The sequence below is a fragment of the Rhizobium sp. LjRoot98 genome (assembly GCF_964252935.1).
Classification (GTDB): domain Bacteria; phylum Pseudomonadota; class Alphaproteobacteria; order Rhizobiales; family Rhizobiaceae; genus Pararhizobium.
Map to the genome: position 1 here is coordinate 202,596 of NZ_CAXUPW020000007.1, position 25,344 is coordinate 227,939.

Consider the following 25,344-nt stretch of genomic DNA (forward strand, 5'->3'; position numbering starts at 1 on the left):
CGGACGCCGCCCGCGCATTCATATGCCGGGCGGCGCCTTGTGTCGAGTATCCGGCGTGGCAGTTGTTACTCGGCCTTGGTGATGCCGTAGGCGAAGAACTGCGAGTTGAGACCGTTCAATGGATAGCCGCTGACCGAGGCCCTGGACACGACGATTTGCGGATAGAGGTAGAACCAGTTGCTGGCTGCATCCTCCGCGATGATCGTGTTGGCTTCCTTCAACTTCTCAGTCTGCCCCTCTTCCGTTCCGCTTGATTCCGCCTGCTTGATCAGGTCGGCAACCTTCGGGTTGTTGTAACCCCAGTAGAAATCCGGGTTGCCATAGAAGACGATATCGCGATGGTTGACATGCTCCTGCAGGGTCGCCTGGAAGTCATGCGCCTTGTAGACCTTTGTGTACCATTCGTTGGCAGTAATGACGTTGATCTCGACCTTGACGCCGACCTTGGCCAGCTCGCTCTGGATAAACTGTGCTGCAATCGGATGCGGATCGTAGTTCGGCGTATCGATGGTGAAGGTGAAGCCATCGGGATAGCCGGCTTCCTTGAGCAGAGCCTTGGCGCTTTCCGGATCATAGGCATCGACCTTGGTCAGATCGGCATACCAGGCATCCGTCGGTGGCACGAAGGAACCGATCAGCGTGCCGTAATCGCCCCAGACGGCCTTCAAGAGCTTCCCATCGTCAACGGCGCGGGCGAGAGCCTTGCGAACTTTCACATTGTCGAAGGGCGCAACGCGGTCGTTATAGGCGAGCAGAAGCTTCGTCGTGGACTTGCCCTCGCTGACCGAAAACTGCGGATTATCCTTGAACTGGGCAAGCGAATCCGGGCTCTGCACGGAGGTGATGATATCGACGGAGCCGGTCAGCAGCGCGTTGTTGAGCGCTGTCGCTTCGGTGAAATATTGAAAAACCACCTCGGCATTCTTCGGCTTTTCACCCCAGTATTTGTCGAAACGGGCGATGGCGAGCGACGAGCCGCGCCGCCACTCCTGCAGTGCGTAGGGGCCGGTGCCATCTTCCTTCGATTGAAAGTCCTTGGCCTCGTCGTTGGCGATCCAGACATAGCTCAGATTGTAAGGCAGCGAGACCGAGCGCGCCGCCAGTTTCACCACAACGGTGGCATCGTCCGGCGTCTCGACGCTTGCGATGGTCTTCAGGCTGTTCTTGCGCGAGCTTTTGGAAGTTTCGGAGGTGACGCGCTCGATGGAGAACTTCACATCCTTTGACGTAAGCGGCGCACCGGAATGAAAGGTCACGTCGGGCTGCAGCGTGAACGTATAGGTGAGGCCGTCTTCGCTCACCTTTGTATCCTTGGCAAGCGACGGCTCGACCGTGCCCGCATCCGTGAGCCGGAACAACGCTTCATAAACATTGCCGTTGAAGGCTTCGTTGATGCCCTGACCGGCGCCAGCGGTATTGTCGAGATTTTGCGGCTCATAAAGCGAACCGATGTTGATCGTGGCGTCCGGATCGCTCTCCGCGGCAAGCGCCGGGCCGAAGACGCTCATTGCAAGAGCAACGGCAAGTCCCGCGGCCAGTCCGGAGTTGCGGGTTGTGGAAGCGCTCATTCTATTCTCCTGTTTCGCGACGCCCTTTTACGGCGCCCTGGCGGTAATTGTATCGAACCGCACACACGCAAGATATTCACATCTGCTCTAATTTGCGGAAATTAAAGGGAATTGTGTTTCAACTAACATCAAATCCACGGATTGTTTTTCGCGAGCACAAGGCAGCGAGTTTCGTGCGGCTTCCTGCGAACGCCCTGCGAGGCACCGGCGTGATCTGGCATGCCTGGCTACCACCGGCCACGATGAGGCCGCCACAAGAGACCGCAATGGTGCAGGCCAGTGGCCATGCGCATGTCCGCTGCAGAAATGGAAAACGCGACGACCGGCCCACATTCAGGAAAGACTATGGGGCCAGGCCTGTGGATTCACGAAGAATAAGCTCGACTGGCCATAACTCGTGGATCTCCGCCGGCGGCTTGCCGGAGAGGAGTTGTAGCACCAGTTCGGCCGAGCGCGTGCCAGCAGCACGCATCGACGACCGCGTCGTCGAGAGCGATGGGGCCATGTTGTCGGCATTTAGGTAAGGGAAGACATCGTCATGGGCGATGACCGAAATATCCTTGCCGACAACAAGATCAAGGGAACGTGCCGCACGATAAACCCCGAGCGCCGTCATCATAGAACCGGCAACAAACGCTGTCGGGCGTGGCGATTGCTCGAGAAAGGATCGCGCGAACCGGAAGCCGACCTCGTCGGTAAAATTACCGTGCGCAACCAGTTTCGGGTCAAACGGCAGGCCCCGCTCCACCAAAGCGTCGCGATAGCCCTTGTCACGGTGCACGGAGAAAGTCACTCCGGGACGGCCGTTGATCATGGCGATACGCCTATGTCCCAGATCGAGCAGATGACTGGTGGCACGCTTGATTGCCCCTTCATTGTCGATATCGAGCCAGGCATAGGGAACAGCCGTTTCCGACCGCCCGTGCACGAGAAAGGGCATGCCCAGCCGATGGAGCAGACTGATGCGCTCGTCATCGGGCCGCGGGCCATTGACGATGATGGCATCGACGCGCCGGCTCTCCACCAACCGGCTGTAGAGTTGGATCTCCTCTCTCGCATCATGCTCGGCAATCGGAGTGACGAGAATGTCGATGTCCTCACCACCAAGGCGTTCACCCATGCCGCTGAGGAATTCGGCGAAATGAACTTCGCGGCCTCGCCCCATCAGGATGCCGATGGCGCCGACCCGGCCGGTCACAAGCCGCACTGCATTGATATTGGGGCGGTAGCCCAGACGCAACGCCTCATCGGCAACACGCTTGCGGGTACTTTCGCGAACCTCCGGATAGCCGCTCAAGGCCCGGCTTACCGTGGTTGGAGACAGATCAAGATGCTTGGCAAAGTCTTTGAGTTTCATGGGATTCGACGGCAGTCTTCCGGTTTGGAATGCTCGTATCAGCTATATCTTGCTACCCCACACCCAGCAATCCATCTGAGAGTCGATCAGGCAGATGTCGACAAGGGTATCTGGAAAGATGTCGCTGCCGGCGTGGTGCCAACCGACTACCAGCGGTTTGCGGATGCCGTTGCGTCGGGGATTTCCGGAGACCCCGATTTCCGCCATGCAGCGGCCTTCAAAAGGTCCTTGATCTTGCCATCGTCAGCGGCGAAAAACGGCGCAAAACCGGGGCTCCTCTTGAGAGCCCGGCCTTGTAGATCATGATGAAACCGGCTGCTCACACAGTAGCAACCGGTATCAATGAACGGGATCAGACCAGGTCGAACCGGTCTGCATTCATCACCTTGTTCCAGGCAGCAACGAAGTCACGGACGAACTTGCCCTGTGCATCGTTCTGACCATAGACTTCGGCCAATGCACGCAGCTGCGAGTTCGAGCCGAAGACCAGATCGGAGCGGGTGGCAGTCCATTTCACCTCACCGGTTGCCCGGTCGCGCCCCTCAAAGACCTCCTTCTCCGGCGTTGCCGCCTTCCAGACCGTACCCATGTCGAGCAGGTTGACGAAGAAGTCGTTGGTCAAGGTTTCAGGGCGCGTGGTAAAGACGCCATTCTGGGACTGGCCGTGGTTGGCGTTCAGTGCCCGAAGGCCGCCGACCAGCACCGTCATTTCCGGAGCCGTCAGGGTCAGGAGCTGTGCCCTGTCGATCAGGAGTTCTTCGGCAGATACAGTGAAGCTGGCCTTCTGATAGTTGCGGAAACCATCCGAAACCGGCTCAAGCACCGAGAAGGATTCGATATCGGTCTGTTCCTGCGTTGCATCGGTGCGGCCGGGCACGAAGGCAACCGAAACATCCTGACCGGCACTCTTTGCCGCCTTTTCAACGGCTGCGGCCCCGCCGAGCACGATTAGATCGGCAAGCGACACCTGCTTGCCGCCTTGATGGGCATCGTTGAAGGCCCGCTGGACGCCTTCGAGCGTAGCAAGCACCGTTGCCAACTGCTCAGGCTGGTTGGCTTCCCAATCCTTCTGTGGTGCGAGACGGATACGGGCGCCATTGGCACCACCGCGCTTGTCGGAACTACGGAAGGTCGAGGCTGAGGCCCAGGCGGTCGAAACCAGCTGCGACACCGACAGGCCGGACGCCAGAATCTTTTCCTTGAGGCCGGCAATATCGGCCGCATCGACCAGCGGATGACCGGCAGCCGGGATCGGGTCCTGCCAGATCAGGTCTTCGCTTGGCACTTCCGGGCCGAGATAGCGAGCCTTCGGTCCCATGTCGCGGTGGGTCAACTTGAACCAGGCGCGGGCAAAGGCATCGGCAAACTGCTCCGGGTTCTCGTAGAAACGGCGCGAGATCTTCTCGTAGGCCGGATCGGTGCGCAGCGCGATGTCGCTGGTCAGCATGGCCGGGGCATGGCGCTTCGATGGGTCATGGGCATCCGGAACCGAATTGGCGCCCATGCCATGCTTCGGCGTCCACTGATGGGCGCCGGCCGGGCTCTTCGTCAGTTCCCATTCATAGCCGAACAGGTTCCAGAAGAAGTTGTTGCTCCAGCGCGTCGGCGTCGAGGTCCAGGTGACTTCGAGGCCGCTGGAGATCGTGTCGCCACCCTTGCCGCTGCCGTAGCTGCTGGCCCAGCCGAGACCTTGCTGCTCGATATCGGCACCTTCAGGCTCGGGACCGACATGGGCGGCATCACCGGCACCATGGGTCTTGCCGAAGGTGTGGCCACCGGCGATCAAGGCGACGGTTTCCTCATCATTCATGGCCATGCGGGCAAACGTTTCGCGGATGTCGCGGGCGGACGCCAGCGGGTCCGGATTGCCGTTCGGGCCTTCCGGGTTGACGTAGATCAGCCCCATCTGCACGGCTGCGAGCGGGTTTTCCAGATCGCGGTCGCCGCTATAGCGCTTGTCGTCGAGCCAGGTGCGTTCCGCACCCCAGTAGATGTCTTCTTCCGGCTCCCAGACATCGGCGCGGCCACCGGCGAAGCCGAAGGTCTTGAAGCCCATGGATTCGAGCGCGCAGTTGCCGGCGAGGACCAGAAGGTCGGCCCAGGAGAGCGCATTGCCATACTTCTGCTTGATCGGCCAGAGAAGGCGGCGGGCCTTGTCGAGATTGACGTTATCCGGCCAGCTGTTGAGCGGCGCAAAACGCTGGGTGCCCGAGGATGCACCGCCACGGCCATCGCCGGTGCGGTATGTGCCGGCGCTATGCCAGGCCATGCGGATGAAGAACGGGCCATAATGACCGAAGTCGGCCGGCCACCAATCCTTGGAATCCGTCATCAGGGCAAAGATGTCCTGTTTCACCGCCGCAAGATCGAGCGTCTTGAAGGCTTCGGCATAATCAAAGCCCACGCCCATCGGATCGGAGAGTGCGGAATTCTGGTGAAGAATCTTGAGGTTAAGCTGGTTCGGCCACCATTCACGGTTCGAAGTCCCTTCGCCCGAGTTGCTGGTGAGCGACCCGTGCATGACCGGACACTTGCCCGTTTTCTCGACTTTGGCGTCCATTTCTGCCTCCTGTTTCAAATGCAATTTCGTTAGTTCCGCCGCAACATCCCCCATACGATTCATAATTTCCAATTGTATTTAATGGAATTATCGATAGGATAAACCTATCATGATTACGATCCGGCAAATGCGCTATTTCGATGCTCTGGCGACCACGCGGCACTTTGGCCGGGCGGCTGAAATGGTCAATGTCAGCCAGCCGGCGTTATCGGCACAGATCATGGAGATGGAAAATCATCTCGAGGTCAAACTGATCGAGCGCAACCGCAGCGGCGCGCTTTTGACCCGGCAGGGCGAAGCTTTGCTTCCGGATATCCGGGCCATTCTCCTGTCTGTCGACGCCCTGCATGACCGCGCCCGGCAGTCAACGGGCGTGCTGGAAGGCCGCTTGCGGCTCGGCATCATCCCAACCGTTGCGCCGTATCTGGTCCCCAAACTCATTCCCATGCTGCGGCAGCGCTACCCGAAACTGGATGTGGAACTGCGCGAACTGTTAACGACCGGGTGCGTTGACGACGTCAAGCACGGTAAACTTGATTGCGCCATCGTCGCGCTGCCGCATGGCGAGGACAGCCTGCAATCCTGTCCCTTGTTCGAAGACCGCTTCCTGATCGCCAGCGCCGATGACGAAAGCACCGTGCTGGTCTCACCGATTTCGGAGGCCCAAGTCGATATGGACCGGCTGCTGCTTCTGGAAGAGGGTCATTGCCTGCGCGACCAGGCGCTTGCCGTCTGTGGTTCGACCGCGGGCCGCAGCGTTGCGAATTATGGCGCTACCTCGATGGCCACGCTGCTGCAAATGGTGAGCCACGGCATGGGGATCACGCTGATCCCCGAAATCGCTGTCAAGGACGAGCGAACCCGCAACCGCATGCGGATCGTCCCCTTCGCCGAACCGCAACCGTCGCGCCAGATCGGCCTCATCTGGCGCAACCGCAGTGGCCGCGACAGCGATCAGCAGGCGCTGGCCGCCCTCGTCACGGAAGCTGGCAAGGCGTTGCTGGGGTAGGTTCTACCCCAGCCTCAAAACATTCCTCAAACCACCTTGGCCTTCAAGAATTCCACCGTCCGGCTCCAGGCCAGATCGGCGGCTTTCTTGTCGTAGCGCGCAGCCGATGTATCGTTGTTGAAGGCGTGGTTGACGCCCTCGTAGATCTGGATGGTGAAATCCTTGCCATTGTCGGTCAGCGCCTTCTTATAGGCATCGATACCGGCGTTGATACGGTCGTCCAGACCGGCATATTGCAGCAGCAGCGCAGCCTTGATCTTCGGCACGTCTTCGGCTGGCGGCTGGGCGCCATAATAGGCGACACCGGCCTTGAGATCGGGCGACGCGACGGCCAGCTTGTTGACCATGCCGCCACCCCAGCAGAAGCCGATCGCCCCGGCCTTGCCGGTGGTGAGGTCGTTGCCTTCCAGATAGGTGACGGTTGCAACCGCATTATCGACCGTCTGCTTGCCATCCAGCGCCCCGATCATTTCGCGGGCCTTGTCCTCATCAGCCGGGGTGCCGCCTGCGGGCGACAGGAAATCCGGGGCAAGCGCCACAAAACCTTCCAGCGCCATACGGCGGGCGACATCCTTGATATGCGGATTGAGGCCGCGGTTTTCATGGATAACGATGACGGCGGGCAGCTTTCCGGCCGCATCGGCCGGGCGCACCAGATAGCCCTTCATATCACCACCGGCGCCGGAATAGGTAACATCCTCGGTTTTCACGCGCGCATCGGCCTCGGGAATGATTTCCGCCTGCGCGCTGTTGGCCGCCAGCAGCGGCGCGATAGCGGCGGCGGCCGCGGCCGATCCGCTCAGCGCCGTCAAGGTGCGCATGAACGCGCGCCGGTCCAGGCTCAGATGGGTGTACTCGTCATAGGCGTTGATCATCGCCTGGGTGATCTGCGGCTTTTCCATGCGTTCCTCCTGAAACCGGCGCCGTTCGGTCCAAAGGACATCCAGGCGCGCTGTGAATGGTACCCGGTAGAGGCAGCAAGAGCATCACCGGTCAGGATCATAGAATTGCGGCAGTGGCGGCATTAGACAACGGCAACACCGTTGACTTGACGCAAAAGTGATCCGGCCATGAAAGCACGGCCGGATCGGTTTTTGCTTATTGCATGTACCAGCCGTGGCTGACGACGAGTGACTGGCCGGTGAGCGCATTGGTCTCGAAACCGGCAAACAGCAGCGCCACCTCGGCAACATCCTCGACAGTGGTGAACTGGGCGTCCACCGTGCCGCCGAGCATGACCTTCTTGATTACTTCATCCTCGGAAATACCAAGTTCCTTGGCCTGTTCCGGAATTTGCTTGTCGACCAGCGGCGTGCGAACGAAACCGGGGCAGATGACGTTGGCGCGAACGCCGTCCGGGCCGCCTTCCTTGGCAACCACGCGGGCGAGGCCCAACAGTCCGTGCTTGGCCGTGACATAGGCCGATTTCAGCGGCGAGGCCTCATGCGAGTGCACCGAGCCCATATAGATGATCGCCCCGCCCTTTTGTGCCTTCATATGCGGCACACAGGCCTTCGTCGTCAGAAACGCGCCATCGAGATGGATGGCGAGCATCTTCTTCCAGTCGGAGAAAGCGTAATCCTCGATCTTGTTGACGATCTGGATGCCCGCATTGGAGACGAGCACATCGACCCTGCCCCATTTGGCAACGACCACAGCAACGCCCGAGTTGACAGCGTCTTCGCTGGTAACGTCCATGGCAAGGCCCATGGCCTCGCCCGGTCCCACCGCCGTCAGGTCCTTGGCCGTTGCTTCCGCCGCTTCGAGCTTCAGGTCGGCGATGACGACCTTGGCGCCTTCCGAAACATACTTTTTGGCGATCGCCAGACCGATACCGCTGGCGGAGCCGGTGACGATGCAGACCTTGTCCTTGAGTTTCATGGTTTTAACTCCCTATTTTGCAAGATAATCATGGACCACTTCGCCGAGGCCCAGCGTCAGGTCGGAGAGAATATGGACGGCGGATTTGACCTCCAGCACCGGCAGGTCGGCAACCGGCGCCAGCGCATGCGGAAACAGCGCCAGAGCCCCCGGCCCTTCCCAGGCACCTTTCACCGTCAGGTCTTCGAGATAATAGCGGACCAGCTCGCAGATGCGCGGCGTGCAGTCCACGTGCGGAATGATCTTCAGCATGAAATTCGGCTGTTTCAGGCTTTCCAGCACCTTGGCCTTGTCGAGCGTACGATGCTTGAAGCCCATCGTCGCGGTTGCCACCCGCTGGCCGCCATAGTCGAGCGTACCGACCAGCGCATCCTTGACCGGGGTCAGCGACGGTTCGGCCAGCTTCTTTGGAAAGCCCCAGATCTCGCGGCCGCCGGCAATCGGCGCGTCATCGTTCAGATACATCGAGTGCACATAACCGCCGTGAACGCCCTGATAGGTCACCGGAATGACCTGGCCGGACTCGGTATAATCGCCAAAGCCGGTGGAATCCGGCATGCGGATGAACTCGTATTTCACCAGCGGCTCATCGAATTGCAGCGGCTCTGGCACCACCCGGCGCAAGGCTTCGGGGTCAGTGCGATAGGTGATGATCATGTATTCGCGGTTGACGAACCGGTACGGCCCCGGCGGATAGGACGGGCTCGTCAGCGGCATGGCAAAGGCATTGCGAACGACATCTTCGATTTTCATGGCTTTTTCCCACGCAGGCGTTGCTCGGCAAGATCGAAAACCCGGATTCCGTTGGTCGGACGCGTGCGGTTCAGCCAATCGGGATGATTGAGCGTCTCGACCACATCGTCATGTCCTGCCTTCCAGTGCTCTTCCACCGAGAGGCGCGAAAACTCATAATCCTTGGAACCGGTTTCATAGGCCGCATGCCGGTAGATCAGGTGCACCATGGTGACGGCGCAATCGTTGCCGATCTTTTCAAGGAGCCTTGCATCAGGATCATCCTTCAATTCCGGTGGCAGCTTTTCCATCAACCGCTTGGCGGCCATGCGTACCGACTGAAGCTTGCGGAACTGGTCGGTGTTCAACCGCGTGCGGCTGGAAAAGCGGATTTCCTTTTCACGCGCTTCGACGTCGAAAAGATCCCGCGGCAGCGGCCCCTTTGCGCTGAATAGATCGACCTGGAAGATGCAGAGATCGGTTTCCAGTTCCTGGCCTGAAAGCACCCGCTGCAGCGGCGTGTTGGAAACGATGCCGCCATCCCAATAGAAGCGGCCATCGATCTCGACCGGTGCAAACCCCGGCGGCAAGGCGCCGGAGGCGGCGACATGCTTGGCTGAGAAGGCGCAGTGGTGATTGTCAAAGTAATTGAAATTGCCGCTCATCACATCGACGGCGCCGAGGCTGAGCCGGATGGCGCCGGAATTGATCAGGTCGAAATCCACCAGACCGGAAAGCGTCTCTTCGAGTGGCGCGGTGTCGTAAAGGCTGATGGCCGCCATCGGATCGCCGGGGATTTTCCACGGTGCAAAGGCGCGCGGCGTGAAGAAGCCGGGAACGCCGGTGAGTGACCCCAGAAACGCGGAGGATTCGTTGAACCATTTGCGCATCGCATCGCCATTGCCGAGGAAATGGCCCGGCAATCCCGACGAAACCCGGTGCCAGAATGCCCTCAGATTATCGACGCGCCGGTCAACGGGACTGCCTGCGATGATTGCGGAATTGATCGAGCCGATGGAAATGCCGGCCAGCCAATCGGGCCGGACACCGGCCTCGTGCAGCGCCTCGTAGGCTCCAGCCTGATAGGCGCCGAGAGCACCGCCGCCCTGAAACACCAGAACGGTCTTCTCTGTGGGTATGCTCACTGAATGCTTTCCTTCGGACGACTGCACCTGCGAACAGACAACGACTGGAGGGTTGTCCGGTTCCGCATTCACAGATTAAGTTTCGGTAACGTGGAAAGGCAATTTTGAGGTGGTATAATCCGTTAATTCAATAGGTTGCACATGAAGCGCCATTTGTTCCCGCACGTGGAAACCGGATGATAGTCCGGTCTTGTGCACTGCGCAATGCAAGACAATGTGACAGCAGCAACCTTCAGATCCCGAGCAAGTGGGTAGCGAAAAGCAACCACAGACTGAAATTGAGAACAAAGCCAGAGACGAACAGGCGTTGCCGTATCCGCAGCCGGTTGGAGGTGACATGAACCCAGGCATGCGCGTAACGGCTGAGCACGAAGAGCCAGGCAATGGCCACCACGACGTGATTGACGCCGTCCGTTACGTATAACAGCGTGCAGACCAGAAAGAACAGCATCGGCAACTCGAACTGATTGATCAGGCTGCGCGCGACCGTCGCGCTCGGCTCCGGTTCGATGGCAGGAACCCAGAAATCCGAGGCCTTGGCTGTTCCTGCCCGCATGGCACCGGAGCGGCGTTTCAACATCAGGAAATAGATGAGGTGGATGAGGGCGACCTGCGCAATGACCGGCCAGAAGATTGCAGTCGATGTGGGCATGGTCACTCCGTCGTTTAGAATTGCCCCTGATCTATAGCGGACGTGTGGAAAATCCAGAACCGCCCGCCGCCGCGCCCGTGCAGCGCTCCATGCTTGACAGCTGTTTTACCAATGAACGATGTTCAACGAAGCAGCCTCAGAGAGAAAGAACCGTATGTCCGATCCACATGCCGCCGCCGTCCCGCTGCCTACCCATCATGCCGCTGCGATGCGCGGGCGTGACCCGCATGAACACCACCGGGTGGCAACGCCACTCGAGCTGCTGTTCGACCTGACCTTCGTCATCGCGTTCGGCGTTGCCGGATCGCAGTTGGCGCATCTGCTGGCGGAAGGCCATTATGCCGCCGGCCTGATGGGTTTTGGCTTTGCCATATTCGCCATCTGCTGGGCCTGGGTGAATTTCTCCTGGTTCGCCTCCGCCTTCGACACGGACGACTGGATCTACCGGTTGACGACGATGGTACAGATGGCCGGTGTGCTGATCCTAGCGCTCGGCCTGCCGCAAATGTTCGAGTCCATCGACAAGGGCGCCCATGTCGATAACGGCGTCATGGTGCTGGGCTATGTCGTCATGCGGGTGGCGATGATCTTCCAGTGGCTGCGCGCGGCGCGGCAAACGGCGGACCGGCGTTCCGCCTGCCTGTCCTATGTGACCGCCATCGCCATTGCCCAGATCGGCTGGATCGCGGTGATCCTCATCGACATGCCGCTGCTGCCGACCTTTCTCTGCGTCGTCACGCTGACTCTGATCGAAATGCTTGGTCCCATTCTCGCTGAACGCCGCGGCGGCGGTACGCCCTGGCATGCGCACCATATTGCCGAGCGTTACGGGCTACTGGCCATTATAACGCTTGGGGAAGGTGTCGTTGGAACGGTGGCGTCGATTTCGGCCATCGTCGGTGAGCAGGGATGGAGCCTCGACGCCATCCTCATCTGTGTTGCCGGGACCGGACTGACCTTCGGCATGTGGTGGCTGTATTTTCTGTTGCCGTCCGGCCAGATCCTGCATCGCTTCCGCAACCGCGCTTTCCCTTGGGGCTATGGCCACATACTGATCTTCGCCTCCATTGCAGCGACCGGCGCCGGCCTGCATGTGGCCGCCTATTATATCGAGCACAAAGCACATATCGGCGAGGTTGCCGCCGTTCTCACCGTCGCGGTGCCGGTGTTTGCCTATGTGACCCTGGTCTTCGCACACTACGTTTATCTGCTGCGCAAGATGGAGACCTTCTATCTCGGGCTGATGATCGGCATGACCGCAGTGGTGGTGCTTTCCATCCTGTGTGCGGCCGGGGGCATCAACATGACCACCTGCCTCATCATCCTGATGTTCGCGCCGCTCGTTCCCGTGGTCGGATACGAGATCAAGGGCCATCGTTACGGTAACGCCGCGCTTCAACGTGCGTTGGAAGCCTGACAAAGAAAAAGCGGCGAAGACAACTCCGCCGCTTTTTCATGGTTCAGGTTTGCAGCCGATGCTTACATCGAGCCCGGATAGTTCGGGCTTTCGCGAGTTATGGTCACGTCATGGGCGTGGCTTTCGCGCAGGCCCGCACCGGAGATCCGCACGAACGTGGCCCGTTCCTGGAAATCCTTGATCGTCTTGCCGCCCACATAGCCCATCGAGGCCTTCAGACCGCCGGCCAACTGGTGCAGAACGCCGGAAACCGGCCCCTTGTACGGAACCTGGCCTTCGATGCCTTCCGGTACCAGCTTCAGCGTGTCGCGCACTTCCGCCTGGAAGTAACGGTCAGCCGAGCCGCGCGCCATGGCGCCGACAGAACCCATGCCACGATAGGCCTTGAACGAACGGCCCTGGTAGAGGAACACTTCGCCCGGGCTTTCATCCGTACCGGCCAGCAGCGAGCCGATCATGCAGGCCGACGCACCGGCTGCGATCGCCTTGGCGAGATCGCCCGAGAACTTGATGCCGCCATCAGCAATAACCGGGATATTGGCAGCCTGGGCAGCCTCGACCGCCGACATGATGGCTGCGAGCTGCGGCACGCCGACACCGGCGACGATACGGGTGGTGCAGATCGAACCCGGGCCGATACCGACCTTGACTGAATCCGCACCGGCATCAATCAGCGCCTTGGTACCATCAGCCGTGGCAACGTTACCTGCCATGACGCGAACCGAGTTCGACATGGTCTTGACCTTGGTCACGGCATCGAGAACGCGCTGCGAATGGCCGTGGGCCGTATCGACGACGATCAGGTCGATGCCGGCATCGATCAAACGCTCGGCCCGTTCGATACCGTCATCGCCAACGCTGATGGCGGCGGCGGCCCGCAGGCGGCCCTGCGCGTCTTTCGATGCGTTCGGGTGAAGCTGCGACTTTTCGATATCCTTGACGGTGATCAGACCGACACAACGGCCGTCGCCATCGATGACCAGCAGCTTTTCGATGCGGTGGGCGTGGAGGAGACGCTTTGCTTCCTGCTGCTCGACATTTTCCGTGACCGTGATCAGGTTGTCGCGGGTCATCAGTTCATAGATCTTCTGGGCCGGATCGGAGGCAAAACGCACATCGCGGTTTGTCAGAATACCCACGAGGCGGCCTGGAACCTTACCGGTTGCGTTTTCGACGACCGGGATGCCGGAGATCGAGTACATCTTCATCAGCGCCAGGGCATCTGCCAGCGTGGCATCCGGGCCGATGGTGACCGGGTTGACGACCATGCCGCTTTCAAACTTCTTGACCTGACGGACCTGCTCGGCCTGCTCGATCGGGGTGAGGTTGCGGTGGATGACGCCGATACCACCCGCCTGCGCCATTGCGATGGCCAGGCGGCCCTCGGTGACCGTATCCATCGCGGACGACAGGATCGGCAGGTTGAGGTCGATGTCCTGGGCGATGCGGGTGGCGATATTCGTCTGCCCCGGCATGACTTCGGAATGTCCGGGTTGCAGAAGAACGTCGTCGAAGGTCAAAGCCTCCAAACCGGTCGCCGTTTCGATGATGCGTGCCATGGCCAAATCCCTTCAGTAAAAGGTGTTCTCCCCGCACAGTTGGTCAACAGTGCGGCGAAGACTCGCCGCGCTCAAGCGGGCGAGAGTTTCTTGGAAGTTGGCGAGGGCTGGTAACACGGATATGACGGGTTGGAAAGTGCAAAGCCCGGCAAGAGTGCCGGGCCAGCCAAGATTCTTTTCGCAGATGCGATATCAGATTTCGAATTGATAGCTTTCCGGCACGAAACGATAGCCCTGATCCTGCTTTTCGATGAAGCCGGCAGCCGGGAACGGCATGTGGTAACCGACGAAGGGCAGCCGGTCGGTAGCGATCATGTCGAAAACCTTCTTGCGCGAGGCGGCGGCCTTGGCCTTGTCCATATCGAACCGCACTTCCCAATCGGGCCGCTGCAGCGACAGGACGAAATGGTTGGCGGTATCGGCGGTCAGCACAAGCCCCTTGCCCTCCGATTCGACCTTGAAGATCATGTGACCCGGCGAATGACCAAACGCCGCCATGCTGGTGATGCCGGGAACGACCTCGGCCCCGTCACCGATAAAGGTCATTTTTTCGGCCAGCGGCACGACATTCTTCAAAACACCCTTGTGCCCGCCCTCGGCCGGAGTTCCAACGCGGGCCTCATCCTTCCAGAAATCATATTCCACCTGGCCTGCGACGTAGCGGGCATTCTTGAACGCCGGTGCTCCCCCTTCCATCAGGCCGCCGATATGATCGCCGTGCATATGGGTGATCACGACGATGCTGACCTGATCCGGCGTATAACCGGCGTTGGCAATGCCCTCCAGCAAATGGCCGGCACCAGCCTCCCGGCCGCCCTCACCCATGCCGGTATCGAACAGGATCACCTCGGAGCCGGTATCGATCAGCGTCGGCGAGAAACCGTTGACGAATTTGTCGGTGGGCAGGAAATTTGCCTTGAGCAGGTCACCGACCGCCTGTGGCGTCTGGTTGGTACCAAACGTTTCTTCCGGCTTTTCGCTGATGCGGATGCCATCGCTGATGACGGTGACGCCAAAATTGCCGATCTTGAAGCTGCTGGTCCTGCCTGCCGGTATTTTCATTGTGTCCGCTTTCGGTTCGATCTGCGCAAAAGCCATCCGTGTCATCACGAACGGCGCCGCCAGCGCACCAACGGCTGTTGCTCCAAATAAGGCACGGCGGCTCAAGGGAATAGACGGCGTCATGCTGTTCTCCATTTTTTGGGGGCGGGCTTATCCGGATTGAACGGCGGGTCCGCTCATCCGGCAAGGCAACATCTAGCGTCTTGACAGGAGATGGCCGCTGGATTCACACGGATGTGATCGCAAAGTGAGCGCCGCATGACGACTTTTGCCCCAAAAGCCCTATGTTCCGGTCGCTCCGCAGTCGCGCAAGGCCATTTCGCATGAACCGCATCGTCCCGATGATCCTCGCCGTCGCCCTGTTCATGGAGCAGATGGACTCGACCGTCATTGCCACATCGCTGCCGGCAATCGCCCATGATCTCGGCGTCGGGCCGATCACCCTCAAGCTGGCGCTGACCTCCTACATGGTATCGCTGGCGATCTTCATTCCCCTGAGCGGCTGGATGGCCGACCGTTTTGGCGCCAAACGCATCTTTCGCGCCGCCATTCTGGTCTTCATCTGCGGTTCCATCCTCTGCGCCATCGCTGACAGCGTGCTCGCCTTCGTCGTTTCTCGTTTTCTGCAGGGCATGGGCGGCGCGATGATGACGCCGGTGGCTCGCCTTGTCCTGGTCCGCTCGACGCAGCGCAGCGAACTGGTTGGCGCCATGGCGCTGCTGACCATCCCAGCCCTTGTCGGGCCGCTGGCTGGCCCACCGCTCGGCGGCTTCATCACCACCTATTTCTCCTGGCACTGGATCTTTCTGATCAACGTTCCGGTCGGCATCCTCGGCTACATTCTGTCCGGCATCTATTTGCCGGAGATCAAGAGCGACGCCCCGCCACCAATCGATATCAAGGGGTTCTTCTTCAGCGCGATTGCCGCCTCCGGCACAATGTTCGGGCTCTCGGTCATGAGCCTGCCGGCATTGCCGCCGCAATTCGGCGCTGCCGCCGTAGCCATCGGCGGTATTTGCGCGGTGCTCTACGTCCGGCACGCACGCCGCCACCCGGCGCCGCTGCTCGATCTCAACCTGTTCAAGGACAGTGCGTTTAGAGCGGCAGCAATCGGTGGCACGCTGTTTCGCATCTCGATCGGCGCCGTGCCTTTCCTGATGCCATTGATGCTGCAGGTCGGCTTTGGCCTGACGCCGTTTCAATCCGGCATGATCACCTTTGTCGGCGCAGTCGGGGCGCTGACGACAAAATTCTTTGCCAAGCGCGTGTTGATCTTCGCTGGTTTCCGCACGACGCTGATCTTTGCCTGTATCAGCGGCGCGATCCTGACCTTCGTCAACGGCCTGTTCACCCCGGCAACGCCCTATGCCGTTATGATGTTCATCCTTCTGCTCGCCGGTTTTGCCCGCTCGTTCTTCTTCACCAGCGTCAATGCACTGGCTTTCGCCGACATTCCGGATTCGCACGCCAGCAAAGCGACCTCGATGACCGCCGTGCTGCAGCAGATGAGCCTGGCGCTTGGCGTCGCCGTTGCCGGTGCCATCCTTGAAATCGAGACGACACTGACGGGATCAAAGCTTGAATTGGGAGATTTCCAGCTGGCTTTCATGCTGATTTCAGCGATCACTCTTTCAGCGATCATCCCGCTTATCCGCATGTCGAAAACCGCCGGAGCATCCGTGTCCGGACATAAGATGCGGGCAGATCCGGAAGCGGAGACCATTGGCGTCAAATAGAAGTGGGCCGATTACTCCGGCCGCTCGCAGACCGCCGAAAGCTTGTTGCCGTCCGGGTCGCGGACATAGGCGGCGTAGAAATGCGCATGGAACGGCCGCAAGCCCGGCGCGCCCTCATCGGTGCCGCCATTTGCCAGCGCGGCTTGATAGAAGGCATCGACAGCCGCCCGGCTTTCCGCTTCCAGCGCCACCATCGACCCATTGCCGATCGTGGCGGTCTTACGGTTGTGCGGTGTTACCACCCAGAGACGGCAACGGCTGTCATCCTCGGCTCCATAACCGATTTCGATCTCATCCTGCTTGCGGCGCTTGAGACCCAGCGGCGCAAGTGCAGCGTCGTAAAACGACTGCGCCCGGGCAAGATCGTTACTGCCAATGGTCACATAGAGCAGCACGGTTTAATCCGCCTCGACGGAATCCCGCTCGTCAACCATGTCGCGGTCATCGATTTCGGTTTCGCTGTCATAGAGCGAGCGGGCGCCAGGCTTGCGGCCCTTGAAGCCCTTCGCCAGCAGGAACATTTCCACCGATTCGGCCCGCGACGCCGCTGGCTTCACATGAATGACCTGCTTGAAATTCTGCTTCAACAGCGTCAGCAATTCGCGCTCGGCGCCACCTTGGAAGGTTTTCGCCAGAAAATGCCCGCCCTCAGCCAACACGTCGATCGCGAAATAGGCGGCGACCTCGCAAAGATGCATGGTGCGGATATGGTCGGTCTGGCGATGGCCTGTCGTCGGCGCGGCCATGTCGGACAACACCAGGTCGGGCGTACCGCCGAGTGCCGTCATCAGTTTTTCCGGCGCCGTTGGATCGAGGAAGTCCAGTTGGAGGATATGCACACCGGCCAGCGGATCGAGTTCGAGAAAGTCGATCGCCACCACCCGGGGCTCGGCATCGGTCGAATTCGTCACCTTGGCGGCGATCTGCGACCAGCTACCGGGCGCCGCCCCCAGATCGATGATGCGCTTGGCACCGGAGAGAATCTTGTGCTTTTCGTCGATCTCCAGAAGCTTGAAGGCCGCACGGGCGCGATAGCCCTCGAGCTGAGCACGCTGCACATAGGGGTCGTTGATATGCCGCTCGATCCAGCGCCGCGACGACGCCTTGAGCTTGCCCTTCTTGACCTTCTGGCCAAGCTTGCGCCCGGTGCGGTTTCCGCCGATCGGGGGTTTTGTCATTGCGTGTTTCCTTCGTGGGAACCATACGGGCCGCGCGCGTGGCGGCGGGCGCGTCCGCGCCGCCAAACACCGTCATCGGCCATCATGTCTGTGAGCAAGCCTTCGCGCAATCCGCGATCGGCAACGCGCATGCGCTCCGAAGGCCAGCGGCGGCGAATAGCCTCGAGAATGGCGCATCCGGCCAGAACCAGATCGGCCCGGTCCGGTCCGATGCACGGATTGGCAGCACGCGCGGTAAAATCCCAGGAGAGCAGACGCGCCTGCATCGCCGAAACCTCGTCGTCCGACAGCCAGAGGCCATCGACCTTGCGGCGGTCATAACGCGGCAGATCGAGATGCACTCCGGCCAGCGTCGTGACCGTGCCGGAGGTGCCGATCAGATGGAAGCCATTCTCGTCGCCTGGGTTTTCCAGCGTGTGGATAGCCGGGCAATCGAAATTGGAGAGCATGCCCTGCACCTCGACCACCATCGCCTCGAAGCTGGCGGGCGAAACGTCCTGGCCGCCATGCCGCTCCGACAACGTCACGACGCCGACCGGCAGCGATGTCCAGTGGGTGATATGATTGGCAAGCCGGCTCGACCGGTTCTCGCCGATCTTGATGACGGCAATTTCCGAGGAACCACCGCCGATATCGAATAAAACCACCGATTTGGTTTCGCGCCCAACCAGCGACGAGCAGCCGGAGACGGCCAGCCGCGCTTCGGTCTCGCGGTTGATGATCTCCAGTTCCAGTCCGGTCTCAGCCAGAACGCGCTCAAGAAACTCCTCGCCGTTTTCAGCCGCGCGTGCGGCCTCGGTGGCGATCAGCCGTGTCTTGCGGATATCGCGGGTCTTCAGCTTGGCAGCACAGACTTTCAAAGCCTCGATCGAGCGATCCATCGCATCTTGCGACAGGCGACCGGATGAACCCAACCCCTCACCCAGCCGCACGATGCGCGAAAAGGCATCGACGACGCGGAACTGGCCGGGGCGGGTCGGCTGTGCAATCAGCAGTCGGCAATTGTTGGTGCCAAGATCGAGCGCCGCATAGAGCGACGAACCCGAATCAGAGCCATAGGAAAAGGACTGGCCATTGTTGCGCCGGTCATGGCTGGGCGCGCCAAAGCGCTCCTCGGTCCGCGCACCGGACGCAACCGGCTGAGGCGCCGGTTGCCGTGTGGTGTCGCTGATCTGGCGCGGCTTATCGCTGACCGCCAACGGGCGTCCCTGCAGAGTGCGGCGCTGCCGGCTCTTCTTGCTACGTTTGCGGCCTGAATTGTCCGCGCCCGGCCCTGAGGCCGGTTTTGCACCAGCAGCCTCAGCACTGACGCCCGTTGTCACGGATGTTTGCGGCTGACCGGATTTGGAGCGCCGCCTGCGCTTGCGCTTGCGCACCGGTTCTCCGGTCGCTTCTGTCACTTCGGGACGCCGTGTTTCTCCGTTACCAACGGAGGAACTGGCATTCGCAGAGGCTGCGCGGGACGGTTTTCCCCGCCTGCGCTTACCTTTGCCGGAACGGGGCTCTGACTGCCCATCGTTGCGGCCTGCTGCCGACGCCCCGGAAACGGACGGCTGTTCGCCGCTGTCGGGGTCTCTCACGTGTCTGTCCATTGCGCCGCGCGGAACGTTAGCCGCTCAAGGCGCTCTCTTGATTTTCGTTGGATGGACTTTACCAGCGCCTTCCCAAATCGCCAAATTCTTTTTGCACACCGAGCAATACCCGTCGGAGAACCCACCTTCGCGGCCGCCTTCAACAGTTTTTGCCGAAGCCCGCGGATTTTTTTGCCAATATCTATTGCATCCCCCGATCTTTTGTTTATAAGCCCGCCTCACCGGCTGGGCACAAACATCGCCCACGCAGTTTTGGGGAATAGGTTAACGGTAGACCCACGGACTCTGACTCCGTTAGTCCTGGTTCGAATCCAGGTTCCCCAGCCAAACTTTCATCGTTGTTCAATAGCTTGGCTGAATGCCGCCGGAATCGGGAGCACCCCACAACGGCTCCATGTTGGCGATAACAAACTTCCTACAGCGGGAAGCCGATTCCTTTTTTCTTCCGGCGATGTGTTTTGCTGACAGCGCCTACCGGGGCAATCATTTCGGAGGTGCGGTATGCGCCGTGGAACACCGCGCTTCGTCGCGACCGGCATAGGGACGTGACGAAGCCGAAACACGCGCATGCCGTGAGACCTTTGACCAACCGATCCACCGAATTCGAGGCCGGATGGAGAGGATCTTCGGCACCTGGAAACGATGGTACGACCTTCGCTGAATGCGATCGCGGGAAGATGCAAAGGCCGGCGCTCAAATTCATCTCACCGCCATCGCCTACAATACAATGGTCATCGCCATGGCTGGAGAGCGGGCAAGAACACCACGAGAGCTTCACAAACCACAGCCAGTTCGTCGGCGCCGGTGTCTTTGTGAAATTTGCCTTGGAAGCCAAAAAGAGAAAACAAATCAACGCAAAACGCTCCCTGCGCAAAGGTCTCATAAGACGGCAGGGTATGGGTCGGACGAGAGCCTCAATTATCCTACGATATTCTCATCCGACGATGCTTTGGATCAAGAGCGTTTAGGCCAGCGTGTTGGCGTCAACGCAATTCTTGTCAAGCGTTAGCCCAGAGATCGGAAATCCGACTCTGCCGCATCATCTAGCATTCGAAGATGCGTCTGATTTCGCGTCGGGTTCGCCGCTCAAATCCAGCGCCCGGGTGACGCTCAGCGCGATGATCGTGCAGATCGCGCCGGAGATCAGATAACCGCCAATGAAGATGATCCCGAAATTGCTGGCGAGGCCAAGCGCAACGAGTGGCGCAAAGCCTGCGCCAATCAGCCATGCGAGATCGGAGGTCAGCGCCGCACCGGTATAGCGGTAATACTGGCCAAAGCGCGACGAAACGGCGCCGGAGGCCTGGCCGAAGGACAGCCCCAGAATGCCAAAGCCGATGATGATGAAGGCATCCTGCCCCGTGCGGCCTGCATCCAGCAGGAACGGTGCCGAGAACGAGAAGATGGCGATGATGATCGCGCCAATCATCAGCTGATTGCGGCGTCCGATACGGTCGGCAATGACGCCGGACAGGACAATGCCGATGAGGCCGACGGCCGCACCCGCTACTTGTACCCAGAGGAACTGCGCCGCCGACTGTCCGCCGAACAGCGTGACCCAGCTCAGCGGGAAGATCGTGACGAGGTGGAACATCGCAAAACTCGCCAGCGGCGCGAAGGCTCCGAGCACAACGTCAGACGCGTGCTTGCTCAGCATCTCAAAAACCGGCCGCGCCTGCAGCTCGTTGTTTTCCAGTGCCGAGCCGAACTCCTGGCTGGCAACGATGCGCAGGCGGGCAAACAGCGCCACGACGTTGATCGCGAAGGCGACGAAGAACGGATAACGCCATCCCCAGGACAGAAAGTCCGCGTCGGGCAGATTGGTCACGAAATAACCGAAGAGCGTGCTTGCAAGCGCAAACCCGATGGGTGCGCCGAGCTGCGGGATCATGGCGTACCAGCCGCGGCGATGCGACGGCGCGTTGAGGTTGAGCAGCGACGCGAGACCATCCCAGGCCCCGCCGAGCGCGAACCCCTGGCCCAGCCGGAACAGCGCCAGAAGTGCGACCGACCAGTATCCGACGGTTTCATAGCCCGGCAGGAACGCGATGGAGGCCGTGGAGCCGCCGAGAATGAAAAGGGCAATGGTGAGCTTGGTGCCACGTCCGTAATTGCGATCGATCCACATGAAGACGAAGGAACCGACCGGACGCGCCAGGAATGCCAGCGAGAAGACTGCAAAGGACATCATCGTTGCCGCAACCGGGTTGGGCGCAAACGAAAAAACCAGCCGCGGAAAGACAAGGACGGAGGCAAGGCCGTAGACGAAGAAGTCGAAAAATTCCGACATGCGGCCGATGATCACACCGAGGGCAATACTGCCGGCAGAAAGCGGCTTGTCGCCGTGCATTCGCCGGGCGTCCTGTTCGAGCCCTGATGACGATGGATTTCCAGCCACGCCCATAATCTTTTCTCCTCGCAGGATTGCGATTTCATCACAATGTGAACCCAGGCCGGGCTTTGATCAAGAATATGGTGCAAAACCGTTGCGGTCCATCCTATAAACGATTGTACCATTCAGGAAATGCAACAGACGCTTTGACCTCAACCAAAGACCGTCTATACCTTAGCCCAGCCAGACATTCGACTTCGATCGCAGCCACACTTTTTGCAACGCGACAAATTGCTGCACTGCGACGAACCACCTCATTCCGTCATCCGAGGTGCTTCGTTAGTGCGGACCAGACGAACGCAAAAACTCGAGCCCGCTATGTCAAAATGGAAATCCGCCAGCCGCTTTCTCGCCCTGTTGCCACTCTTGGCTTTGGCCGGGTGCAACATGGTTGTCATGGCCCCGTCCGGCGATATCGCCATGCAGCAGCGGGACCTTATCATCATCTCGACGGTGCTGATGCTTTTGATCATTGTGCCCGTGCTGTTCCTGATCGTGTTTTTCGCCTGGAGGTACCGCGGCTCCAACACCAGCGCCACCTACGCCCCCGAATGGCATCATTCGACGGCGCTGGAAGTGGTTATCTGGTCTGCGCCTCTCGCCATCATCGTCGCGCTCGGCGCGATCACCTGGATCAGCACACACAAGCTTGACCCCTATCGCCCGCTGGACCGGATCGACGCGGAACGCGCCCTTCCTGCCGATGTAAAGCCGATCACCGTCGAAGTGGTCGCGCTGGACTGGAAATGGCTGTTCTTCTATCCGGAATACGGCATAGCCACAGTCAACGAGATGGCGGCGCCCGTTGATGTGCCGATCAATTTCAAGATCACGGCATCCTCGGTGATGAACTCGTTCTACGTGCCTGCTCTTGCCGGCATGATCTACGCCATGCCGGGCATGCAGACGCGCCTTCATGCCGTCATCAACAAGGAAGGCGAATATGAAGGCCTCTCCGCCAACTATTCCGGCGACGGCTTCTCTCATATGCGCTTCAAGTTCCATGGCCTGCAACAGGAAGGCTTCGACCAGTGGGTTGCACGGGTCAAGGCGCAGGGCACGGCGCTGAACCGCGACACCTATCTGAAGCTCGAAAAGCCGAGCGCCAAGGAACCAGTGCGTTACTACGCCACCGTTGCTGACGGGCTCTACGACGCGGTCCTCAACATGTGCACACATCCCGGCAAGATGTGCATGAGCGAGATGATGCATATCGACATGATGGGGGGCGCCGGTGTCGAGAGCCATGAAAACCGGGCTCGCCTCGAATACGATACCCGCCACAGCACCGAACAGGCACCGGCTGCCACGTTCCCCGCAACCGGCAACCCGGCACGCAGCGAGCAGCCGGCAGAGGGTGTGGATGAGCAGCCGATGAACCACGACATGCATCAGGGCCACTCCATGCCCGAAAACGATCAGAACAGCCCTGCTCCGGCGCAACTGAATACCAACAGCACGACGCAGCCGTGAGGCCGCGCCCGCGACATTTTGGACAAAACAATGTTCGGCTATAATACCTTGACGGAATTCATCTTTGGGCGGCTGACCTTGGAGGCCATCCCCTATCACGAGCCTATTCTCGTCGTGACGTTCCTTGGCGTGGCACTTGGCGGTATCGCGGTTCTCGCCCTCATCACCAAGTTCAAGCTCTGGGGCTACCTGTGGACGGAATGGTTTACCAGCGTCGATCACAAGAAGATCGGCATCATGTACATCATCCTGGCGATCATCATGCTGCTGCGCGGCTTTGCCGATGCGATCATGATGCGGGTCCAGCAGGCGATCGCCTTCAACGGCAATGAGGGCTATCTCAATCCGCATCATTATGACCAGATTTTCACCGCCCACGGCGTGATCATGATCTTCTTCGTGGCAATGCCGTTCGTCACGGGTTTCATGAACTATGTCGTGCCGCTGCAGATCGGCGCGCGCGACGTGTCGTTCCCGTTCCTCAACAACTTCTCCTTCTGGATGACCACCGCTGGCGCGATCATCATCATGATGTCGCTTTTCGTCGGCGAGTTCGCCCGCACGGGCTGGCTTGCCTATCCGCCATTGTCTGGCTCAGATTACAGTCCGGGCGTCGGGGTCGACTATTATATTTGGGGGCTTCAGGTCGCCGGCGTAGGAACGACATTGTCCGGGATCAACCTGATCGCCACCATCGTCAAGATGCGCGCGCCAGGCATGACCTTCATGAAGATGCCGGTCTTTACCTGGACCGCGCTCTGCACCAACATCCTGATCGTCGCCACGTTCCCGGTCCTGACCGCAACGCTCGCTCTGCTGACCCTCGACCGTTACGCCGGTACGAACTTCTTCACGAACGACCTCGGCGGCAATCCGATGATGTATATCAACCTCATCTGGATCTGGGGTCACCCGGAAGTCTACATCCTCGTGCTACCGGCCTTCGGCATTTTCTCCGAAGTGGTGGCAACCTTCAGTGGCAAGCGCCTCTTCGGTTATGCCTCGATGGTCTACGCGACCTGCGTGATCATGATCCTCTCCTACCTCGTGTGGCTGCACCACTTCTTCACGATGGGTTCGGGCGCTTCGGTGAATGCCTTCTTCGGTATTACCACGATGATCATCTCGATCCCGACTGGAGCCAAAATATTCAACTGGCTTTTCACCATGTATCGCGGCCGCATTCGCTACGAATTGCCGATGTACTGGACGATCGGCTTCATGATCACCTTCGTCATCGGAGGCATGACCGGTGTTCTGCTTGCCGTTCCGCCAGCGGACTTCGTCCTGCACAACTCGCTGTTCCTCATCGCCCATTTCCACAACGTCATCATCGGCGGCGTGCTGTTCGGGTTGATGGCGGGCATCGTCTATTGGTGGCCAAAGGCCTTCGGTTACAAGCTTGACCGGTTCTGGGGCCTGATGAGCTTCTGGTTCTGGCAGATCGGCTTCTTCTTTGCCTTCATGCCGCTCTACGTGCTCGGCCTGATGGGCGTGACGCGGCGCGTCTCGCAATTCGAAGATCCCTCGTTGCAGATCTGGTTCATCATCGCGGCCTTCGGTGCTGTCCTCATCGCGCTCGGCATTGCTTCCTTCGTCATCCAGCTTGTCGTCAGCTTCCTGCGCCGTGACCAGCTGGCTTGCGGCAGCGATCCCTGGGATGGCCGCACGCTCGAATGGTCGACGTCATCGCCGCCGCCGGAGTACAATTTCGCCTTCACGCCGGTGGTTCACGATCATGACAGCTGGTACGACATGAAGAACCGCGGCTATGAGCGTCCGCTCACCGGATTCAAGCGGATCCACATGCCGAAGAGCACGGGCACCGGCCTCATTCTGTCCGCCATCAGCATTGCGTTTGCCTTTGCTATGATCTGGTACATGTGGTGGCTGGCCATCCTTTCCTTCGTCGCTCTCGTCGCTGTCGCGATCGGACATACGTTCAACTACAACCGCGACTTCTACATCCCGGCGGAAACCGTTACGTCGACGGAAGATGCGCGCACGAAACTGCTCGCGGAGCGGACCTGA

19 protein-coding genes and 1 tRNA gene are annotated in these 25,344 nt (G+C 59.9%); 6 read left to right on the plus strand and 14 right to left on the minus strand.

Going from position 1 to position 25,344, the window contains the following annotated elements:
* Window positions 1-65: 65 nt before the first annotated feature.
* The 3 genes from ACSQ3J_RS21605 to katG all read right to left on the minus strand — a co-directional run bounded on the left by ACSQ3J_RS21605 (window position 66) and on the right by katG (window position 5,485).
* Window positions 66-1,568 (minus strand): ABC transporter substrate-binding protein, encoded by a 1,503-nt coding sequence (locus ACSQ3J_RS21605; protein ID WP_436040150.1) that lies wholly within the window; start codon window positions 1,566-1,568, stop codon window positions 66-68.
* 343 nt (window positions 1,569-1,911) lie between these two features.
* On the minus strand, window positions 1,912-2,925 hold the full coding sequence (locus ACSQ3J_RS21610) for a LacI family DNA-binding transcriptional regulator (RefSeq protein ID WP_436040151.1): 1,014 nt from the start codon (window positions 2,923-2,925) through the stop codon (window positions 1,912-1,914).
* A gap of 352 nt (window positions 2,926-3,277) precedes the next feature.
* Window positions 3,278-5,485: a catalase/peroxidase HPI gene (gene katG, locus ACSQ3J_RS21615; protein ID WP_436040153.1), complete on the minus strand. Its 2,208-nt coding sequence runs from the start codon at window positions 5,483-5,485 to the stop codon at window positions 3,278-3,280.
* 109 nt (window positions 5,486-5,594) lie between these two features.
* On the opposite strand from katG, the gene ACSQ3J_RS21620 reads away from it, so the two are divergent.
* On the plus strand, window positions 5,595-6,494 hold the full coding sequence (locus ACSQ3J_RS21620; RefSeq protein WP_060506974.1) for a hydrogen peroxide-inducible genes activator: 900 nt from the start codon (window positions 5,595-5,597) through the stop codon (window positions 6,492-6,494).
* Between the two features lie 26 nt (window positions 6,495-6,520).
* On the opposite strand, the gene ACSQ3J_RS21625 is transcribed toward ACSQ3J_RS21620, so the two are convergent.
* From ACSQ3J_RS21625 to ACSQ3J_RS21645, 5 genes are all read right to left on the minus strand, one after another.
* The gene (locus tag ACSQ3J_RS21625) at window positions 6,521-7,396 is read right to left on the minus strand and encodes a dienelactone hydrolase family protein (RefSeq protein ID WP_436040156.1); all 876 of its coding nucleotides are present in this window, start codon (window positions 7,394-7,396) and stop codon (window positions 6,521-6,523) included.
* A 196-nt stretch (window positions 7,397-7,592) separates the two neighbouring features.
* Window positions 7,593-8,375: a 3-hydroxybutyrate dehydrogenase gene (locus ACSQ3J_RS21630; protein ID WP_436040157.1), complete on the minus strand. Its 783-nt coding sequence runs from the start codon at window positions 8,373-8,375 to the stop codon at window positions 7,593-7,595.
* Window positions 8,376-8,387: 12 nt separating this feature from the next.
* Complete coding sequence (locus tag ACSQ3J_RS21635) at window positions 8,388-9,128, minus strand: acetoacetate decarboxylase (RefSeq protein WP_436040158.1); 741 nt, start codon at window positions 9,126-9,128, stop codon at window positions 8,388-8,390.
* Window positions 9,125-10,252, minus strand: a complete 1,128-nt coding sequence (locus ACSQ3J_RS21640; protein ID WP_436040159.1) for a DUF3734 domain-containing protein — start codon at window positions 10,250-10,252, stop codon at window positions 9,125-9,127. Before ACSQ3J_RS21640 ends, ACSQ3J_RS21635 begins: the two co-directional genes overlap by 4 nt.
* Window positions 10,253-10,484: 232 nt before the next feature.
* On the minus strand, window positions 10,485-10,904 hold the full coding sequence (locus ACSQ3J_RS21645; protein ID WP_436040161.1) for an MAPEG family protein: 420 nt from the start codon (window positions 10,902-10,904) through the stop codon (window positions 10,485-10,487).
* Window positions 10,905-11,058: 154 nt separating this feature from the next.
* Here ACSQ3J_RS21645 and ACSQ3J_RS21650 point away from each other — a divergent pair, with 154 nt between their 5' ends.
* The gene (locus ACSQ3J_RS21650) at window positions 11,059-12,321 is read left to right on the plus strand and encodes a low temperature requirement protein A (protein WP_436040163.1); all 1,263 of its coding nucleotides are present in this window, start codon (window positions 11,059-11,061) and stop codon (window positions 12,319-12,321) included.
* A 62-nt stretch (window positions 12,322-12,383) separates the two neighbouring features.
* On the opposite strand, the gene guaB is transcribed toward ACSQ3J_RS21650, so the two are convergent.
* Together guaB and ACSQ3J_RS21660 are read right to left on the minus strand one after the other, a co-directional pair.
* Window positions 12,384-13,880 (minus strand): IMP dehydrogenase, encoded by a 1,497-nt coding sequence (guaB, locus tag ACSQ3J_RS21655; RefSeq protein ID WP_060506988.1) that lies wholly within the window; start codon window positions 13,878-13,880, stop codon window positions 12,384-12,386.
* Between the two features lie 192 nt (window positions 13,881-14,072).
* Complete coding sequence (locus ACSQ3J_RS21660) at window positions 14,073-15,065, minus strand: MBL fold metallo-hydrolase (protein ID WP_060506990.1); 993 nt, start codon at window positions 15,063-15,065, stop codon at window positions 14,073-14,075.
* A 200-nt stretch (window positions 15,066-15,265) separates the two neighbouring features.
* Between ACSQ3J_RS21660 and ACSQ3J_RS21665 the strand changes: the two genes are divergently transcribed.
* Window positions 15,266-16,678, plus strand: coding sequence for a DHA2 family efflux MFS transporter permease subunit (locus tag ACSQ3J_RS21665; RefSeq protein WP_060506991.1), 1,413 nt, complete (start codon window positions 15,266-15,268; stop codon window positions 16,676-16,678).
* An 11-nt stretch (window positions 16,679-16,689) separates the two neighbouring features.
* Here the strand turns inward: ACSQ3J_RS21665 and ACSQ3J_RS21670 are convergent, their stop codons facing one another.
* From ACSQ3J_RS21670 to ACSQ3J_RS21680, 3 genes are read right to left on the minus strand one after another with little or no spacing between them, the layout of a single operon-like run.
* Window positions 16,690-17,073, minus strand: coding sequence for a VOC family protein (locus ACSQ3J_RS21670; RefSeq protein WP_060506993.1), 384 nt, complete (start codon window positions 17,071-17,073; stop codon window positions 16,690-16,692).
* 3 nt (window positions 17,074-17,076) lie between these two features.
* The gene (locus ACSQ3J_RS21675) at window positions 17,077-17,856 is read right to left on the minus strand and encodes an RlmE family RNA methyltransferase (protein ID WP_060506995.1); all 780 of its coding nucleotides are present in this window, start codon (window positions 17,854-17,856) and stop codon (window positions 17,077-17,079) included.
* A complete protein-coding gene (locus ACSQ3J_RS21680) occupies window positions 17,853-19,436 on the minus strand; it encodes a Ppx/GppA phosphatase family protein (RefSeq protein ID WP_436040166.1) in 1,584 nt (527 codons plus the stop codon). The genes ACSQ3J_RS21675 and ACSQ3J_RS21680 overlap by 4 nt, the downstream gene beginning before the upstream one ends.
* A 265-nt stretch (window positions 19,437-19,701) precedes the next feature.
* On the opposite strand from ACSQ3J_RS21680, the gene ACSQ3J_RS21685 reads away from it, so the two are divergent.
* Window positions 19,702-19,775 (plus strand) — tRNA-Gln (locus ACSQ3J_RS21685).
* 712 nt (window positions 19,776-20,487) lie between these two features.
* Here the strand turns inward: ACSQ3J_RS21685 and ACSQ3J_RS21690 are convergent.
* Window positions 20,488-21,852, minus strand: coding sequence for an MFS transporter (locus ACSQ3J_RS21690; protein ID WP_060504365.1), 1,365 nt, complete (start codon window positions 21,850-21,852; stop codon window positions 20,488-20,490).
* Between the two features lie 306 nt (window positions 21,853-22,158).
* Here ACSQ3J_RS21690 and cyoA point away from each other — a divergent pair, with 306 nt between their 5' ends.
* Together cyoA and cyoB are read left to right on the plus strand one after the other, a co-directional pair.
* Complete coding sequence (gene cyoA, locus ACSQ3J_RS21695; RefSeq protein WP_060511556.1) at window positions 22,159-23,313, plus strand: ubiquinol oxidase subunit II; 1,155 nt, start codon at window positions 22,159-22,161, stop codon at window positions 23,311-23,313.
* A 30-nt stretch (window positions 23,314-23,343) separates the two neighbouring features.
* Window positions 23,344-25,344, plus strand: coding sequence for a cytochrome o ubiquinol oxidase subunit I (cyoB, locus tag ACSQ3J_RS21700; protein ID WP_060504363.1), 2,001 nt, complete (start codon window positions 23,344-23,346; stop codon window positions 25,342-25,344).